Here is a 14,698-nt window from a genome sequence, read left to right on the forward strand (position 1 = left end):
CATTCGGGAGCGCGCGGGGCGGGCCTGCGCGCGGCGCTCCCACAGCCCACCACCGTCACGCGGTCTTGGTGAGTCGCTCGGCATGCTGGGCCTCGTCCTGTCGGACGGGACTGGGCTGTGCGCCGCGGAACTGCCACCGCGTGGTGATGCCGTCCGGGCCGTCGAGGGCGGCTCGGGACAGGGCGGCCTCGATACGGCAGCGGACTTCGGTCTCGGCCGCCGGTTCGGCCGCGAACAGCACGCGCAGACGTACCTCGTCGCCGGAGCGTTCGGCAGAGGTGTGGTGCGGTGCCAGCGGGCACGGGGGTTCATGGTCCCAGTGCCCGCACAGCGCGACCGTGATGGCTGCGCCGGGTGCTCGCACATCACCGTCAGACTCCATGAGGAGAACCGCGTCGTGGGCGAATGCTTGGCGCATCCGCTCAGTATGGAGCCATGTACCAGGCGCGGCCCTTGCGCAGGTCGGTGCCTTACTCATTCGGATGCACACCTTGTGCGCGTTTCGGTAATTACGCCCAGAATTGGCCTCGCGATGTATTCCCTCATGAAGGAAAGACCATGTCGACGTATGTCACGCTGCTGAACTGGACCGATCAAGGGATCCGAAACTACAAGGACACCGCCAAGCGTGCCGAGGCCTTCGCCGCAGGGGTGCAGAAGCTCGGGGCGAAGCTCCTGAACATCTACTGGACCGTCGGCTCGTACGACCTCGTGGCCATTGTCGAGGCGCCCGACGACGAAACCGCCACCGCGGCGCTCCTGCAGCTCGGCGGAGTGGGCAACGTCCGTACCACGACCCTGCGGGCGTTCGACCGAGAGGAAATGGGCCGCATCATCGCCAAGGCCGCCGGCTGAGGACAAGTGGAGGGCCCGGCCATCACCGCGTACCGACATCGCGAGCGGTTCCGTCGGCGATGGCCTGGAGTTTGTCGGGGTTGGCCACGTTGTGGATCGCGGTGATGCGGCCGTCGGTGTCGAAGTCGAAGGTGACGGTGGCGATCACGCGGCCCGGTCCGCTGAACAGCACGCCCGGCCCGCCATTGATCTCGACGAGTTCGGCGTTCATGTCGGCGGGCTCGACACCCTGGTACGTGACGGTGCCGATGGCCGCGAACCAGGAGGCCACTGTCTGTGCGCCCACGACCGGTCGCAGGGCCTGGCGGACCTTGCCGCCGCCGTCGGTCCACAACGTGACGTCCGGGGACAGCAGTTCCATCAGGGCGTTGACGTCACCGCCGGTCGCGGCGGCGAAGAACCGCTCGGTGACCTCACGCCGGCGGGACCGGTCGGCGGTGAAACGGGGCCGCCGGGCCTGTACGTGCTCACGCGCCCGGTGCGCGGCCTGCCGTACCGCCGCCTCGGAGCGTTCCACCGCCTCCGCGATCTCGGCGTGACTGAAGTCGAAGACCTCCTTCAGCACGAATACCGCGCGTTCGAGGGGGCTGAGCGTCTCCAGCACCACCAGCATCGCCATCGACACCGACTCGGCTTCGGCGACGGCGTCGGCGGTGTCGCCGCTGGTGAGGATGGGCTCCGGAAGCCACGGGCCCACGTAGGTCTCCCGCTTGTGCCGTGTGGAGCGCAGTCGTGCCAGTGCCAGGTTGGACACGATCCGGGTCAGATACGCCTTGGGGTCGGCGACTTGGGAGCGGTCGGCGGCCGACCACTTGATCCAGGCGTCCTGGACCGCGTCCTCGGCGTCCGCGGCGGTGCCGAGGAGGCGGTAGGCCACGGAGAACAGCAGGTTGCGGTGCTGGTGGAACACCTGCTCGTCGGGGTTCGTGGGCAGGTCGGTCACCGCGCCTCCTGGTTCCGGGTGAAGCGGCCGCCGCGCGGCCAGAAAGCGCCCGAGGCGGGAATCTTCTTCATACGGCCGTAGGTCGGCCACGGGGAGGCAGTCACCGTCTCCTTGTACCGGACCGCCATGCGGCCCGTCAGGCAGATCCGCCGCGGGCTGTCGTCGGGGCGGGTGAACTGCACGACGGCGTCGTTCCGGCCCAGGCTCACCGGCGTGTGGTAGTAGCCGAAGCGGAACGGCTTGGGCTGCTTGCCCTTGAGTACCCGGTCGATCGACAGCGCGGCGTGCACACCGGTCGGCATGCCGCCCTGGCAGGTGCCGTGCATGACGCCGTAGCCCTGGCGGATCGCGGCCGCGTCGCCGACCGCGTACACCTCCGGGTGGGACACCGACCGCAGCGCGGCGTCGGTGACGATGCGGCCGCGTTCGTCGACGGTCAGCCCGGCGGCAGCCGCCAGCGGCGACACCCGCGTGCCGCTGGTCCACAGGACCGCGTCGGCGGCGACACTCTCCCCGCCAGCCAACTCGACCGCGCCGGGGCGCACCTTCACCACCTCGACCCCGCCGCGCACCCGCACACCCAGACGTTCCAGCGCGGCGCCCAGATATGCCCTGGCCTTCCGGTTCAGGGCCGCGCCGGGCTCCTGCCGGCCCAGCAGGACGACGTTCAGATCCGGGTACTGCTCGGCGATCTCCGCGGCCGCCTCGATGCCGGTCAGGCCGCTGCCGCAGACCGCCACCGTGCCGGTGTCGGCGCCGCCGTCGAGCCGGGCCAGCCGGTCGCCGAGCAACTCGGCGTCCTGGACGCCGTTCAGGGTGTACGCGTGGTCCTCGACGCCGGCCACCGCCGCCGTGTCGGCCACGCCGCCCAGCCCGTACACCAGGGTGTCGTAGTGCAGCACCCGGTCGTCATCGATCCGTACGGTCCTCGCGCCGGCGTCGATGGCCGTCACCCAGCCGCGCACGAACCGCGCGCCCGTGCCCTCCAGCAGCTCGGGGATGCTCAGCTCGGCGAGCTGCTGTCCGGTCGCCGTCATGTGCAGCCGCATCCGCTCGGTGAACCGCTCCTGCGCGTTCACCAGAGTCACCTGCACGTCCTCGCGCCCCTTGCTCCGGGCCGCGAGCTGGATGGCCGCGGACATCCCCGCGTACCCCGCTCCCAGGATCAGCACGCGGTGGGTGATCGCCGTACCGACTTCGTTCTGTGCGTTCATGGCTGCGTCGTCCTCTTTTTCGTCTCGTTGTTGACGACCACCAGATGCAAGCTGCCCGTCCGTGCGTGACATGGAGGTGGTGTGATGTAGGTCACATGGCGTCGAGGGTCCCCCCGGGATGTTTCGCGCCACCTTTCGTCGTATCTCGCTGTTCTCGTACGCGCCGATCCCCATGCCCTGAAGAACAAGGCAGGCGCCCGGCGGCGCGCCAGGTGAACTTCGCATCGTCGGGTGCTCAGGGGCCAGGGAGAAGCGAGGGAAAGGCGGCAATGATGAGTCAGGCCGAAAAGGGTCGATCGGGCGCGGCCGACAAATGAGAGCCCTTGTCCCGCTTTCACTGTGGTTGGACTCTCTACATCCATCTCTCGCCCTGTTTTCCCAAGGAGGGGACGTGGAAAGGGACATAGAAGAACTGGACGGCAAAGTCCATGACATCGTGCGGATCATCGAGGTCATCCGGGACGAGGACATCTGGCAGACGCTTCGGGAATCCTGGCGGCGGCCAGGCTGGACGACCCCCGCGGAGTCGATCCTCGTGGCAGGGCATCTCGATTCGCTCAAGGACCAACTGCGGCAGATTCGGCAACAGCAGGAGAAGCTGCTCGAAGGGTGCCGTGTCGTCGGGGAGAAGGGCTGACCACGTCGAGCACGGCCTGGAACCGCTCGCGCGCAAGAATGCCCCGGACCGTGATCGGTCCGGGGCGTTTTGGCCGGTGCTCCCGGCACGAGCTAGCCGTTGACGCAGGTGTTGCCCGCCGCCGGGTTGAGCAGTCCGACGACGTTCACGCTGTTGCCGCAGGCGTGGACCGGGATACTCACCGGTGCCTGCACGACATTGCCGGACAGCAGGCCGCCCGAGTTCGTCGCGGTGCCCACCGCGGCAGCACCTTTTCGCTTGACGGTCAGGGTCGCGGAGGCCGGGGGGTTCAGGCCCACCGTGGTGACCCCGTCAGAGCTGTTGACGTAGGTCCCCGCCTTGGCAGCGGTGACATTCACCGTGACCGTGCAGGATGTCTCACCGGCGGCCAGGTCTCCGCCGGCCAGAGTCAGGGACGAGCCCTTCGCCGCCGCGGAGACCGTGCCGTCGCCGCAGGTCGTCGACGCGTTCGCGTCCGAGGCCACGCTCACTCCTGCGGGCAGGCTGTCGGTGAAGCCGAAGTCGCTCTTCGCCGCCAGTTCACTGGTGTTGGTCACCGTCATGGTGAGCGTGGAGACGCCGCGCTTGTCAATGGTGGCAGGACTGAACGCCTTGTCCATCCGCGGAGTCGCGTCCAGGATCCGAATGTTGTCGAAGGCGTGGTCGTTGCCGTACCAGTCGCTTTGCCCGTTGAGCATCTTGATGCCCAACTCGGTGCCGGCGAACAGTACAGCCCTGTTGCCGGCGAACGACCCGGCCATGAGCCCGTTTCCTCCGGGATAGGGGGTGGCTTTGGGGTCGGTGCAGGGGTTGATGGGGTCGGTGAAGGTCGGGATGTCCGGACCGTTGCCGGTCAGATAGAACTTCAGCAGCGGATCCTCGACCGCGCAATTGTCCGCGGCCACGTCCACCGCGAAGGTGATATAGCGGTTCGGCGTCGCGATCGGGATCGGCTGCTGGGTCCGGAACTCCACCCGGTCGGCACCTGTGTCCACCGAGAGGGTGTACGCGGCAACCGCGTGATTGGTCGGCGGATTCGTCCCGCCGACCTGCCCCAACGTATGGGCCATGTTCTTCAGGCGTGCCATCGGCACCCCCTGACAGTCAGGGTGTCCCGCACCGGACTGGTTGAGGATGATGCCGTTGCACTGTGCAGGGTCCAGCCACGGTGGGTCGGCGGTGTACGTCTCGTTCAGTGCCGGAGCCCCGACATAGTCCTCGAGGAGAACCGGGGTGTCGCCTGCGTTTTCGAAGTCCTCGACGAACACGGTGGCCGGGTCCTGTGGCACACCCGCAGTGCCGGGCGCACGAAGGGCGTTCACACCCGCCGGCGAAACCAGGGTCTGGGCCTGGGCCTGGGCCTGGCCTTGGTCCTGGGCTTGAGCGGCCAGCGGAGCACTCGCGATCGCAAGTGCCATCAGGGACACTGGTGCAATGCGTGTGCGTCGGGAAATCTTCACTGCGGAAATTGCCACCACCTCTTTCAGGTAGCCCGAATTTCAGCACACGCTCCGGAAAGCAGTCGATCAACGAGCTCGACGATTGCGCTTTTCACCGTGATGGTCGACCTGGGAACAAACCCTATAAATACATGTCGGAATTTAAAGCATCCGGTAGGTGATCCGGCTCGCCGAGGCGCGAGAGGAGTCCGAAGGTGGCTGAAGGCCTTTCCGCCGTGGCGCGGTTCCTGTACGAGGCGGGGACGCTGAAGCATGCGAAGCGCACCGGCTGGTGGATGGCCGGCGTACGCGACCCCGAGTCGGTCGCCGAGCACTCCTGGCGCACCGCCCTCATCGCGACGATCATCGCGAAACTCGAAGGCGCCGATCCCGCGCAGGCCGCATTCCTCGCGGTGTGGCACGACTCCCAGGAGACGCGGACCGGTGACGTGAACTACCTCGGGAAGAAGTACGCCACCGAGGCTGACCCGCGGGCGGTCACCGCCGACCAGGTCGCCGGCATGCCCGAGATCCTGGCTTCGGCCGTGCGTGAACTGGTCGCCGAGTACGAGGCGAAGGAGTCCGCCGAGGCGATCTGCGCCCGAGACGCCGACAAACTGGAATGCATGATCCAGGGCATCGAGTACAGAACCCAGGGCTACGAGAATGCCCAGCGGTGGATCGACAACAGCCGAGGCCGCCTCACCACCAGGACCGCGAACGAACTCGCCGACGCGATCCTGGAGACCGGGTCCCTGGACTGGCTGCGTGCAGCGCTCGGCGAGAAGCAGAGTTGACGACGGCCGGCGGCAGGAACACCGCCACCGGCCACCACCGAAGCAGAGCCGCGCTCGTCGGGGTGCCCGGGCGCCCCTCTCACGACCGAGTAGCGGTCCCGCACCCCGCTTCGCCGGCCTCCCGCAGGCGCGCGTCCATCGACTTGCTCCGGTCGTACGGGTCGACCTCGGGACCGTCTCCCGAACCCGTGGCCGTGCGCTCGGCGTTGAACTCGGGGGTGAGGTAGCCGGTGAAGGTGTCGCAGCCGCCGTTGGTGGTGTTCACCTTGTAGGAGACGAGGGAGAACGTCCCCCGCTCGATGACCACCTTCGCCGGGTCGTCCCAGCTCATCACGACCTCGCGGCGCACGATGGTGCGCGCGACTTCGTCGCTTCCCGCTGCGGCGCGTACGACCGGATAGACGTACGTGACGTCGGTGGTCACCTCGACCGCGCCGCGCTCACCCTCCCGGTACGTGATCCGGCCTCGTGTCTTGACCACGTCCCCGACAAGCCGCACCTTCGCCTTCTCGAATCGGCTGAACAGCAGCAGCGGGTCGTTCTCCCGGCTGGGCGCGCGGAACGAGGTCGCCAGATAGTCCTGGACATCGCGCTGATGCGGATTGAGCAACGCGATCGCCTTCGTCGGCCGCTCCCCGCGCAGCACACCGGAATCCAGACTGGACGCGGCAAGGAAGTCCCGGGTTCGATCGAGTGCCTGCCCGACCTGCTCCTTGCTCATCCAGCCGGTTGCCCGCGCCGCGGGCAGCTGGATCCCTGCCGTCCCGTCGCCCCACCGCGCCGCAGGCGACCCCCTGAACGGCTGCTTCACCGTGGGCAGTTGGGCTGCCGCCTCCGTCGCCGGCGGCTTGTCCGGACGTTCCGACTCCGCGGCGAGCGGCGCGCTCTCGCCGTCCCCGCCTCCGAACCATCCGGCCACCCGTCCCGGAGCCAGTGCCACCACCAGCAATCCGACCGCGACCAGCAGACCGACCACGTACCAGCCCTTGCTCCGTCGCCGCCGGGCCGGTTGGTGGGTCCGCCACCCCTCCGGCGGGGCGGGCTCCTCGCGCAGCCGCCGCGCCACCATCCGGGCCCGCGCCGACGGCTCCTCGGGCGCGTCCTGAGTCCCGGCCTCGGCCTCCCGTAGGAAGCGCTCCCATTCCTCGTCCGGTATGGACGCCCCGCCCTTGCCCACGATGCGCTCCTGTCCCTCCCACAGATCCGGCCGCTCCCCACGGCCGGTCGTCATCGGTGCATCATCACACGGCTCAGCCGGTTCAACTCGTGGGTGCCGACGACGAGATGGGGCACGGCGAGGAACGGAACAGGTCGAGGGACGGCCCAGTCGCATGCCGGTCCTTGCTGATTTTTCCCAAGCCATCTCCCATGTGAGCGCGCGCCTCACAACTGCCGCCACTTTGTTCGTGGGCTGGTACCGTCCCGGTCCATGGCGGGTGGTCAGTGCCACGACACCGACACCGACACCGACGCGGGCGTCGACGCGGACGCGGACGCCGACGCCATGCTCGCTGAGGGGGGCCTCAGATGAGTGTGCTGCGAGAGGTGGGCGGTGTTCAGAAGCCCTGAGTGGCCGTTGGGGGGCCTGGCCCGTGTCGCCATGCGCCATGGCTCCCTTCGGCGAAAGCGACGCCCCGCCGCACGTCCGAGGCTCGATCTGCTGGAGCCGTGGGAGCAGGCGGTCGACGAACAGACCGCGCGCGCCCACATACTCCCCGGTGTCCACGGGTTCCCGTACCGCCCGCGCAGCACGGAGGACGTACCCGACGGCGCGCTCGGTGCACTGCGCCGGGCCGTGGGGGCCGGGGATGCCGATGACCTGCTCGTCCTTCCCGCCCACACTCGGCCCGGCCGTCTCGGAGACAGCCGCCTTCAGATTCTGACGCCTTCCAGCGTGCTCGGATTCGGACCCGGCGGAGTGGCGTTGTGGGTCGGTGCTCCCGCCCTCCCCGGAGTGCGGGTGGCCCTCCATCCGCAGCGGGTGGCCGCGATCGAGACCGCTCACATCCTGCTGTACGCCCGACTGACGATCTTCGCCACCGACGCGCGCCTGAACGTCCACTACAACGCCGTTTCCGGGCACCACCTGCACCCCCTGGTGCAGTCCCTGCGTCGCCGTGTCGCCCGCACCGAGCTGGACATGCCCGACGCTCCCGCACCGAACGCCGGGCTGCCGTACAAATGGCGACGACTGCTCACCTCGGACGCGGCGCGCCTGGACGACGGCGACCCGGTCGCCGCCGTCGCCGGGGCGCTGCCCGTGCCCCGGCGCTCGGAAGCCGCGTACGCCGCCGTCGTACTCACGCCCCGCGAACTCGTCGTCCTCGCCGACCCGGTGCACGCCGATACGACCGGCGGCCGCCACGGCCTGGACACACACGCCATTCCGCGCGCGAGCATCGAGCAGGTACGCGCGGATGGCCCGCTCCTGCGGGTCCGTGTGTGCGGAGCAGACCTGCAACTGCCGTTGGGCCAGGAGCTGTCCGCCCGGGTCGTCCACGAGTTCGCGCGGTATCTGCCCATCGCCCCGTAGCGGTTTGCGGCGGGCCACGGGCAGCGGGCCGAGGGCCGGACCCGGATGCGGCCACGTGACCACGGCGCTCGGCATTCGCCGACAGCGTTACGCACTTTCGAGTGACGGGGCTGGTAATGGGCCGGGCAGCGAGTGCCGGCAGACGGTTGCCTCAGGCCGGTGTTCATGGGGCCGACGGCTCCGACGGGGCATCCAGCAGGTTGTTTTGGCCTCCTGAATGGACCACACAGGCGACCGTCACGGAAATATGGGCGATTGGTAACAGGCTTCGTGTAGCGCCCATATCGGTTGTGTGCGGGCGCAATGTGATGGCCCTCGGCCACCGGGCCGGGGCTCGCACAAGCAGATCAGCGGCACCTGTCGGTGCCGGGTTCGGGTCTGCCAGCACGGAAACGAGGGGCTTTGCATGTCTGCTTCCCTGTCTGTCACTGCCCGCCGTCTGACCGCCGCCGTCCTCGCGGCCGGCGCTCTGGTGGGTGCGACGGCCGCGTCGGCCTCCGCCGGCCACGACCGGCTTCCGTACCGGCCGGTCGTGGAGATCAGCGCGGTGCAGTACGACTCGCCGGGCTACGACAACGGCAGCAACCGGTCCCTGAACCGGGAGTGGGTGGAGCTCACCAACACCTCGCGCCGTGAGGTGAACCTGGACGGCTGGACGCTGTCGGCCGAAGGCGGCCAGACCTACACCTTCCACGGCTTCTGGCTGGCGGGACGGGCCACCGTCCGCGTCCACACCGGCATCGGCCGCGACATCGACAGCGACGTCTACCAGGACCGCCGCAACTACGTATGGGACAACCGCACCGACACCGCCACCCTGAGCAACCACCGCGGCCGCGTCATCGACACCGAGACCTGGGGTCAGGACGTCCGCGACCGCCGCGACGGAGGCCACCACCGCCACGGAGGCCACCACCGCCACCACAACCACTGAGACAACCCGGTCTTGTACTGCCGTATGAGACCGCGAGGAGCCGGTACCGCGACGCGGTACCGGCTCCTCGCGCAACAGGACCGAGCCCGAGCGGCCAGGGGGCCAACCATCGGCCTTCGGCACTGCCGATCACGCGCCGGCGGAAATTCCCTACCGTGGTGACCGGAAAGGGCGGAGACTCGTCTCATGGCTGACATGGGGGCGTTCCGGGAGGCGGTCACCGCGTGGGCGGCCGGTGGCCCCGGCGGCCCCGCGCGCGAGCTGGCCGCGCGGCTGCCCGTCCGGACAGCCGTCCTGCTCGAAGGGCCGAGCGACGTCGCAGCGGTCAGCGCGCTGGCCGCGGGCCGCGGCCGGAACCTGGCGGCCGAAGGAGTCTGCGTCCTGCCGATGGGCGGTGCGATGAGCGTCGGGCGCTTCGTCCACCTCCTCGGGCCACCCGGCCTGGGCCTGCGCCTCACGGGACTGTGCGACGAGGCGGAGCGTCGCTACTACGACCGTGCCTTGGAGCGCGCCGGTGCAGCACAGCGAGGGGGGTTCTTCGTCTGCGCGGCGGATCTGGAAGACGAGCTCATCCGCGCGCTGGGCGTGACACGGGTGGAGGAGCTCGTCCGGGCGGAGGGCGACCTGCGGGCCCTGCAGACCTTCCTGCGCCAGCCCGCACAGCGTGGCCGCACCCCACAGCAGCAGCTGCGGCGCTTTCTCGGCACGAAGAAAGGACGCAAGATCCACTACGGCCGCGTCCTCGTCGAGGCCCTCGAACCCGACCGCATACCCGCCCCACTCGACGGCCTGCTCACCAGCCTCTGACCGCTGGGCGAACGGTCCCGCACCGCTCTCGAACACGCTGACCGGGAACGGACCCCGTCCAGTAGTGCTGCACAGCGTCGCCGAAACTATGCCCCCGGTGTTCCTACGCGCCAGGAGCCCGGTACTGGACTCGACCGGCTTTGCGCAAGGCATCCAATGTCTCGTCGACGGTCAGCAGGACAGTCGTCTCGAACGAGCTGAGCGCGCCGCCTCCACTGATCGCCAGCGAGACCGCGGCCATGGACACGTTGTCGGGGGCCTCCCACAGGTTGTAGCCGTCGTGCGTGCCGAAGGCATACCAGAAGCCATGGAGCTTCCCGCCGACGGACTCGATGTACGACTGAGCGGCCTGTGCGCGGTCCTCGGGTTGGCCGATCAGCCTCGCCCAGGTCTCCGGCGTGTAGCTGAATCTCGATAGATAGAGCGGCATCATGTCTCCCTTTTCGTCCATCATGTGATGCCACCGCAGGGAGAGAAATGTTCCGGAAGCGGCTCGCGTATCCCCCGAACGGCCGCGGACGATGACAGACACGGCCACAGCCGGCCGTCGGCGGCAGGTCGCCGTCAGCCGTGGTGCCGCCCCGTCAAGGAGGCGAGCCCGTCCTCCAGGCCCTGACGGAACGCGGACCGCTGTTCCTCCGGTATGTCGAGGAGCAACCGGTCCTCCAGCTTCTGCACCGCCGGCGCGCACGCCGCCAGCAGTTCCTCGCCCTCCCGCGTCAGCCGGGCCACCATGATCCGCCGGTTCCCCGGGGCATGGTCGCGCTCGATCAGCCCGCGCTCCTCCAGCGCGCGCACGATCTCGTGCATCGTCTGGGGCCTGACGAAGGAACGGCGGGCCAACTGGGCGGAGGAGAGCCCGCCTCGGTGCTGAAGCACCGTCAGGGCCGTGTACTGGAACGTCGTGAGCCCGTACGGCCGCAGGGCCTCGTCCATGAAGGAGCGGATGGCCAGTTCGAGTTGCTTGACGAGATAGATCGTCAGCGGGCCCGTGGGGCTCTCGGGGTCCGGACCGGGATCCGCACCCGGAGCCGATCCCGGAGCCGATCCCGGAGCCGGATCCCGATCGGCTGCCTCCGCCATCGTGCGCACCTCTTGGTCGGTCGTCTGGGAGGTCGGGCGAGGCCGTCGGGGAGATCAGACGACCGGCGTCCTCACCCGATAGCCGACAGGTAGGAGTTCCAGGTCACGTCGGCGAGCCACGGTACCCCACAGGCCGTGGGGCATCCACAGCGTCATCCCGATGGCCAGGGCGCCGAGCCCGATCAAGTACCAGGTGCCGCCGTTGTCGCCGAACCAGTCCTGCACCAGGAAGAACACGATCGCTCCTGTGATCGGTCCCTCGAAGGTGCCGAGGCCGCCGATGACCACCATGAAGATCATGTACGCGGACCAGTGGACCCCGAAGATGGAGTCCGGCTGCACCCGCAGCGTGTTCGCGAGGGTGAGTCCGCCGGCCGCCGCGCAGCCCACCGCCGCGAGGACGAAGACCAGGCGTTTCGCCGAGGTGACCCGTACCCCGACGGACGCCGCGCCCACCGGGTCGTCGCGGATCGCCTCCAGCGAAGATCCCAGCCTGCTGCGCAGCAGCACGAACACGGCCAGCAGCAGCACACTCATCAGCGCCAGGGCGAGCCAGTACACCTGAGCCTGCCGCACCGCCGGATCGGTGGCCGACAGATCGGTGAGCGAGCGACCGGAACCGCCGCCCAGCGAAGGCGTGTTCACCACGACCAACCGGAAGAACTCCGCGATCGCCCACATGCCGATGGCGAACTGCCCACCGGTGAGCCGGAACGCGAGCAGCGAGGTGGGTACGGCGACGGCACCCGCGAGCAGGGCCGCCAGGACGACCGCGAGAAAGGGGCTGACGCCTCGGTCGACGAAGAGGAAGACTCCGTACGCGCCGAGGCCGATGAAGCCCTGCTGGCCGACGGAGACCAGACCGGCGTAGCCCGCCAGCGCGTTCCACATGGCCGCGACGATGACGAGGACGAACAGGGTCGTCAGCTTCGCGGTCGCCTCGGGCGTGAAGACGAAGGGCGCGAACGCCAGGGCGAGCAGCAGGGCGGCCAGGGCACCGGACGCCGTACGGGAGACGGGGGTCCACCGGTGGATGGTGGCGGTGGCGGTGGCGGGGGCCACCGGTGATGCGGTGGTCATGTGCGGCTCCTTCTCATGCCGAGCAGTCCCTGCGGACGGAAGGCCAGGACCGCGAGGAACACCGCGTGTCCGGCCACGATGGAGAAGCGCGGATCCACCTGCGCGCCGACCGTCTGGGCGACGCCGAGGACCATGCCCCCGGCGAGCGTCCCCCACAGCGAACCGAGCCCTCCGATCACGACGACCTCGAAGGCGAACAGCAGCTGGGTCGGCCCCATGGACGGGCTGAACGACGACCGCATCGCGAAGAACGCTCCCGCCAGACCGGCGGTGGCGACGGCGATGGCGGCGGCCCAGGCGTACACCCGGCGGCTGTCGATCCCGACCAGCTCGGCGGTGTCCGCGTCGGCGGCGGTGGCGCGGATCGCCCGGCCGATGCCCGTACGGGCCAGCAGCAACTGCAGCCCGCCGAGCAGCGCGACCGCCACCGCCACGGTGAGCAGGCCGAGGTACGGGATGCTCACCGACGACCCGAGCTGGAGACCGGACGTGGACAGCGAACCGATGTCCAGGGAGCGGGAGTCGGCGCTGAAGATCTCCAGCAGTACGTTCTGCAGCACGATGGCGAGACCGAAGGTGGCCAGCATCGACGACATCTCGCCGGTGCGCAGCGCCTTGCTGAGGATGCCCCGCTGCAACGCCACCCCGACCAGGCCCATCACGGGCAGGACGAGCAGTACCGCGAAGAACGGGCTGATGCCGACGGCGGCGGCCAGCACCGCGACGAGGAACGCGCCGAGGACCGCGAGGTCGCCGTGGCTGAGGTTGACGGTCCGCATCACGCCGAACATCAGGGAAAGGCCGCAGGCGAAGAGCGCGTAGACACCGCCGAGCATGACGCCCTGCACGATGGCGTTGATCCAGTTCATGCCGGCTCCTCCTGCACGGTTGCGGCCGTGGCGCGGCTCAGGCCGAAGTACGCCTCGACGACCTGCTCGCGGGTGACCTCGTCGGCGGGTTCGTCCAGGACGACGCGGCCTTCGAGCATGCACAGCACACGCCGGGCCACCCCTAGGGCGCGGCCGAGGTCCTGCTCCACCAGCAGCACCGTCGTACCGCCGGAGAGGATCGTGCCGAGCGAGTCGTAGAGGGTGTCGACCACGATGGGCGCGAGGCCCAGCGAGACCTCGTCGAGCAGCAGCAGCCGGGGGTTGGTCATCAGCGCCCTGCCGATGGCCACGGCCTGCTGCTCGCCGCCCGACAGGTTGCCGGCGCGCCGCTTCAGCAGCCCGTCGAGCAGTGGGAAGGCGGCCACGACGGCTGCCAGGTCCCACGGTCCGGGGCGCCGTACCCGGGATGCGACGAGCAGGTTCTCCTCCACGGTGAGGTCGGCGAAGAGCCGCCGCCCCTCCGGGACCAGCGCGATCCCGGCCGCGACACGGTCGTGGGCGCGCCGGGCCGTCACCTCCACACCGTCCAGGCCGATACGGCCCTCGGCCGGCCGGTGTGCTCCGGCGACGGCCCGCAGAAGGGTGGACTTTCCGGCACCGTTGGCCCCGACCACCGCCACCACCTCGCCCTCGTCCACGGCGAAGGAGACGTCGTGGACGGCGCGCAGCAGACCGTGCCGTACTTCGAGATTCTCGACCGTCAGCAGACTCATGCCGCGCTCCCGAGGTAGGCCTCGACGACCCTGGGGTCGGACATGACGGCGTCCGGTTCGCCCTCGGCCAGGACCCGGCCCTGCGCGAGACAGACCAGCCGGTCGATCACCCGCAGAAGCGCGTGGATGACGTGCTCGATCCAGACGATGGCGATGCCGTCGGCGCGCAACTGCTGGATGGTGGCGATCAGTTCGTCCGTCTCGGCGTCGGTGAGGCCACCGGCGATCTCGTCCAGCAGCAGCACCTGCGGATCGGTCGCCAGCGCCCGCGCCATCTCCAGTCGCTTGCGCTCCAGCAGGGTGAGCGCGGCCGCGGGCCGGTTGGCCTGGCCGAGCATGCCGCAGCGCTCGAGTACGCCGAGCGCGTGCTGTTGCGCGGCCCGGCGCCGGTGCGAACCGCCCTGCACCGATGCGACCAGCACGTTCTCGTAGGCCGTCATGCCGGTGAAGGGGCGCGGCACCTGATGGGAGCGCCCGATACCGCTGCGGCAGCGGCGGTCGACCTTCCAGCGGGTCACGTCCTGGCCCTGGAAGGTGACGCTGCCCTCGGAGGGGGCCTGGGCCCCGGAGAGGATGTCGAGCAGGGTCGTCTTTCCGGCGCCGTTCGGGCCGACGATGCCGAGGGCCTCGCCGGGGGCGAGGGTGATGTCGATGCCTTCGAGGACGACCAGACTGCCGAACCGGCGGTGAATGCCGTTCGCCGCGAGCACCGGCGGGGCCGGGGCGGCCGCCGAATCGGCAGCCGGGGCGGGCTTCCCTGCCCCGGCGGTCAT

At 69.6% G+C, this 14,698-nt stretch carries 17 protein-coding genes; 6 read left to right on the plus strand and 11 right to left on the minus strand.

Annotation, left to right across the window (positions count from 1 at the left end):
- Nucleotides 1–55: 55 nt before the first annotated feature.
- Nucleotides 56–418 (minus strand): hypothetical protein, encoded by a 363-nt coding sequence (locus FGD71_RS31450; protein ID WP_119103952.1) that lies wholly within the window; start codon nucleotides 416–418, stop codon nucleotides 56–58.
- A gap of 140 nt (nucleotides 419–558) precedes the next feature.
- Between FGD71_RS31450 and FGD71_RS31455 the strand changes: the two genes are divergently transcribed.
- Nucleotides 559–855 carry a GYD domain-containing protein gene (locus FGD71_RS31455; RefSeq protein WP_119103953.1) on the plus strand — a complete coding sequence of 99 codons (297 nt, stop codon included), beginning with the start codon at nucleotides 559–561 and terminating at the stop codon, nucleotides 853–855.
- A gap of 22 nt (nucleotides 856–877) precedes the next feature.
- Here FGD71_RS31455 and FGD71_RS31460 read toward each other — a convergent pair whose 3' ends face one another.
- Together FGD71_RS31460 and FGD71_RS31465 are read right to left on the minus strand one after the other, a co-directional pair.
- On the minus strand, nucleotides 878–1,798 hold the full coding sequence (locus tag FGD71_RS31460) for an RNA polymerase sigma-70 factor (protein ID WP_119103954.1): 921 nt from the start codon (nucleotides 1,796–1,798) through the stop codon (nucleotides 878–880).
- Nucleotides 1,795–3,012: an NAD(P)/FAD-dependent oxidoreductase gene (locus FGD71_RS31465; RefSeq protein WP_119103955.1), complete on the minus strand. Its 1,218-nt coding sequence runs from the start codon at nucleotides 3,010–3,012 to the stop codon at nucleotides 1,795–1,797. Before FGD71_RS31465 ends, FGD71_RS31460 begins: the two co-directional genes overlap by 4 nt.
- 391 nt (nucleotides 3,013–3,403) lie before the next feature.
- Here FGD71_RS31465 and FGD71_RS31470 point away from each other — a divergent pair, with 391 nt between their 5' ends.
- Nucleotides 3,404–3,649: a hypothetical protein gene (locus FGD71_RS31470; RefSeq protein WP_119103956.1), complete on the plus strand. Its 246-nt coding sequence runs from the start codon at nucleotides 3,404–3,406 to the stop codon at nucleotides 3,647–3,649.
- Nucleotides 3,650–3,741: 92 nt separating this feature from the next.
- On the opposite strand, the gene FGD71_RS49240 is transcribed toward FGD71_RS31470, so the two are convergent.
- Nucleotides 3,742–5,067: a chaplin gene (locus tag FGD71_RS49240; RefSeq protein ID WP_162931278.1), complete on the minus strand. Its 1,326-nt coding sequence runs from the start codon at nucleotides 5,065–5,067 to the stop codon at nucleotides 3,742–3,744.
- A gap of 236 nt (nucleotides 5,068–5,303) precedes the next feature.
- Here FGD71_RS49240 and FGD71_RS31480 point away from each other — a divergent pair, with 236 nt between their 5' ends.
- Nucleotides 5,304–5,885 carry an HD domain-containing protein gene (locus FGD71_RS31480; RefSeq protein ID WP_119103957.1) on the plus strand — a complete coding sequence of 194 codons (582 nt, stop codon included), beginning with the start codon at nucleotides 5,304–5,306 and terminating at the stop codon, nucleotides 5,883–5,885.
- Nucleotides 5,886–5,964: 79 nt separating this feature from the next.
- Here FGD71_RS31480 and FGD71_RS31485 read toward each other — a convergent pair whose 3' ends face one another.
- Nucleotides 5,965–7,062 carry a hypothetical protein gene (locus FGD71_RS31485; protein ID WP_119104014.1) on the minus strand — a complete coding sequence of 366 codons (1,098 nt, stop codon included), beginning with the start codon at nucleotides 7,060–7,062 and terminating at the stop codon, nucleotides 5,965–5,967.
- Nucleotides 7,063–7,485: 423 nt separating this feature from the next.
- On the opposite strand from FGD71_RS31485, the gene FGD71_RS31490 reads away from it, so the two are divergent.
- The 3 genes from FGD71_RS31490 (at nucleotide 7,486) to FGD71_RS31500 (ending at nucleotide 10,159) form a co-directional block, all read left to right on the plus strand.
- The gene (locus FGD71_RS31490) at nucleotides 7,486–8,418 is read left to right on the plus strand and encodes a hypothetical protein (protein WP_140935991.1); all 933 of its coding nucleotides are present in this window, start codon (nucleotides 7,486–7,488) and stop codon (nucleotides 8,416–8,418) included.
- A 406-nt stretch (nucleotides 8,419–8,824) separates the two neighbouring features.
- Nucleotides 8,825–9,352: a lamin tail domain-containing protein gene (locus FGD71_RS31495; RefSeq protein ID WP_119103959.1), complete on the plus strand. Its 528-nt coding sequence runs from the start codon at nucleotides 8,825–8,827 to the stop codon at nucleotides 9,350–9,352.
- 186 nt (nucleotides 9,353–9,538) lie between these two features.
- A complete protein-coding gene (locus FGD71_RS31500) occupies nucleotides 9,539–10,159 on the plus strand; it encodes a TOPRIM nucleotidyl transferase/hydrolase domain-containing protein (protein ID WP_119103960.1) in 621 nt (206 codons plus the stop codon).
- A 103-nt stretch (nucleotides 10,160–10,262) separates the two neighbouring features.
- Here FGD71_RS31500 and FGD71_RS31505 read toward each other — a convergent pair whose 3' ends face one another.
- The 6 genes from FGD71_RS31505 to FGD71_RS31530 all read right to left on the minus strand — a co-directional run bounded on the left by FGD71_RS31505 (nucleotide 10,263) and on the right by FGD71_RS31530 (nucleotide 14,698).
- Nucleotides 10,263–10,589 (minus strand): GYD domain-containing protein, encoded by a 327-nt coding sequence (locus FGD71_RS31505; RefSeq protein WP_119104015.1) that lies wholly within the window; start codon nucleotides 10,587–10,589, stop codon nucleotides 10,263–10,265.
- 134 nt (nucleotides 10,590–10,723) lie between these two features.
- Nucleotides 10,724–11,242 carry a MarR family winged helix-turn-helix transcriptional regulator gene (locus tag FGD71_RS31510; RefSeq protein WP_119103961.1) on the minus strand — a complete coding sequence of 173 codons (519 nt, stop codon included), beginning with the start codon at nucleotides 11,240–11,242 and terminating at the stop codon, nucleotides 10,724–10,726.
- 54 nt (nucleotides 11,243–11,296) lie between these two features.
- Complete coding sequence (locus tag FGD71_RS31515) at nucleotides 11,297–12,322, minus strand: branched-chain amino acid ABC transporter permease (protein ID WP_119103962.1); 1,026 nt, start codon at nucleotides 12,320–12,322, stop codon at nucleotides 11,297–11,299.
- Complete coding sequence (locus FGD71_RS31520; protein ID WP_119103963.1) at nucleotides 12,319–13,191, minus strand: branched-chain amino acid ABC transporter permease; 873 nt, start codon at nucleotides 13,189–13,191, stop codon at nucleotides 12,319–12,321. The genes FGD71_RS31515 and FGD71_RS31520 overlap by 4 nt, the downstream gene beginning before the upstream one ends.
- Nucleotides 13,188–13,925 carry an ABC transporter ATP-binding protein gene (locus FGD71_RS31525; protein WP_119103964.1) on the minus strand — a complete coding sequence of 246 codons (738 nt, stop codon included), beginning with the start codon at nucleotides 13,923–13,925 and terminating at the stop codon, nucleotides 13,188–13,190. Before FGD71_RS31525 ends, FGD71_RS31520 begins: the two co-directional genes overlap by 4 nt.
- Entirely contained in the window at nucleotides 13,922–14,698 is a 777-nt protein-coding gene (locus FGD71_RS31530) for an ABC transporter ATP-binding protein (RefSeq protein WP_119103965.1), read from the minus strand. Before FGD71_RS31530 ends, FGD71_RS31525 begins: the two co-directional genes overlap by 4 nt.

Source organism: Streptomyces sporangiiformans, assembly GCF_005768555.2.
Classification (GTDB): domain Bacteria; phylum Actinomycetota; class Actinomycetes; order Streptomycetales; family Streptomycetaceae; genus Streptomyces; species Streptomyces sporangiiformans.

Excerpts from the sequence above, each read along its gene's own strand:
- FGD71_RS31510 (WP_119103961.1), bottom strand. The coding sequence starts at position 11,242 with ATGGCGGAGGCAGCCGATCGGGATCCGGCTCCGGGATCGGCTCCGGGA.
- FGD71_RS31505 (WP_119104015.1), bottom strand. The coding sequence starts at position 10,589 with ATGCCGCTCTATCTATCGAGATTCAGCTACACGCCGGAGACCTGGGCG.
- FGD71_RS31515 (WP_119103962.1), bottom strand. The coding sequence starts at position 12,322 with ATGACCACCGCATCACCGGTGGCCCCCGCCACCGCCACCGCCACCATC.
- FGD71_RS31520 (WP_119103963.1), bottom strand. The coding sequence starts at position 13,191 with ATGAACTGGATCAACGCCATCGTGCAGGGCGTCATGCTCGGCGGTGTC.
- FGD71_RS31500 (WP_119103960.1), top strand. The coding sequence starts at position 9,539 with ATGGCTGACATGGGGGCGTTCCGGGAGGCGGTCACCGCGTGGGCGGCC.
- FGD71_RS31455 (WP_119103953.1), top strand. The coding sequence starts at position 559 with ATGTCGACGTATGTCACGCTGCTGAACTGGACCGATCAAGGGATCCGA.
- FGD71_RS31450 (WP_119103952.1), bottom strand. The coding sequence starts at position 418 with ATGCGCCAAGCATTCGCCCACGACGCGGTTCTCCTCATGGAGTCTGAC.
- FGD71_RS31525 (WP_119103964.1), bottom strand. The coding sequence starts at position 13,925 with ATGAGTCTGCTGACGGTCGAGAATCTCGAAGTACGGCACGGTCTGCTG.
- FGD71_RS31465 (WP_119103955.1), bottom strand. The coding sequence starts at position 3,012 with ATGAACGCACAGAACGAAGTCGGTACGGCGATCACCCACCGCGTGCTG.
- FGD71_RS31490 (WP_140935991.1), top strand. The coding sequence starts at position 7,486 with ATGCGCCATGGCTCCCTTCGGCGAAAGCGACGCCCCGCCGCACGTCCG.
- FGD71_RS31495 (WP_119103959.1), top strand. The coding sequence starts at position 8,825 with ATGTCTGCTTCCCTGTCTGTCACTGCCCGCCGTCTGACCGCCGCCGTC.
- FGD71_RS49240 (WP_162931278.1), bottom strand. The coding sequence starts at position 5,067 with ATGGCACTTGCGATCGCGAGTGCTCCGCTGGCCGCTCAAGCCCAGGAC.
- FGD71_RS31530 (WP_119103965.1), bottom strand. The coding sequence starts at position 14,698 with ATGACCGCCGGGGCAGGGAAGCCCGCCCCGGCTGCCGATTCGGCGGCC.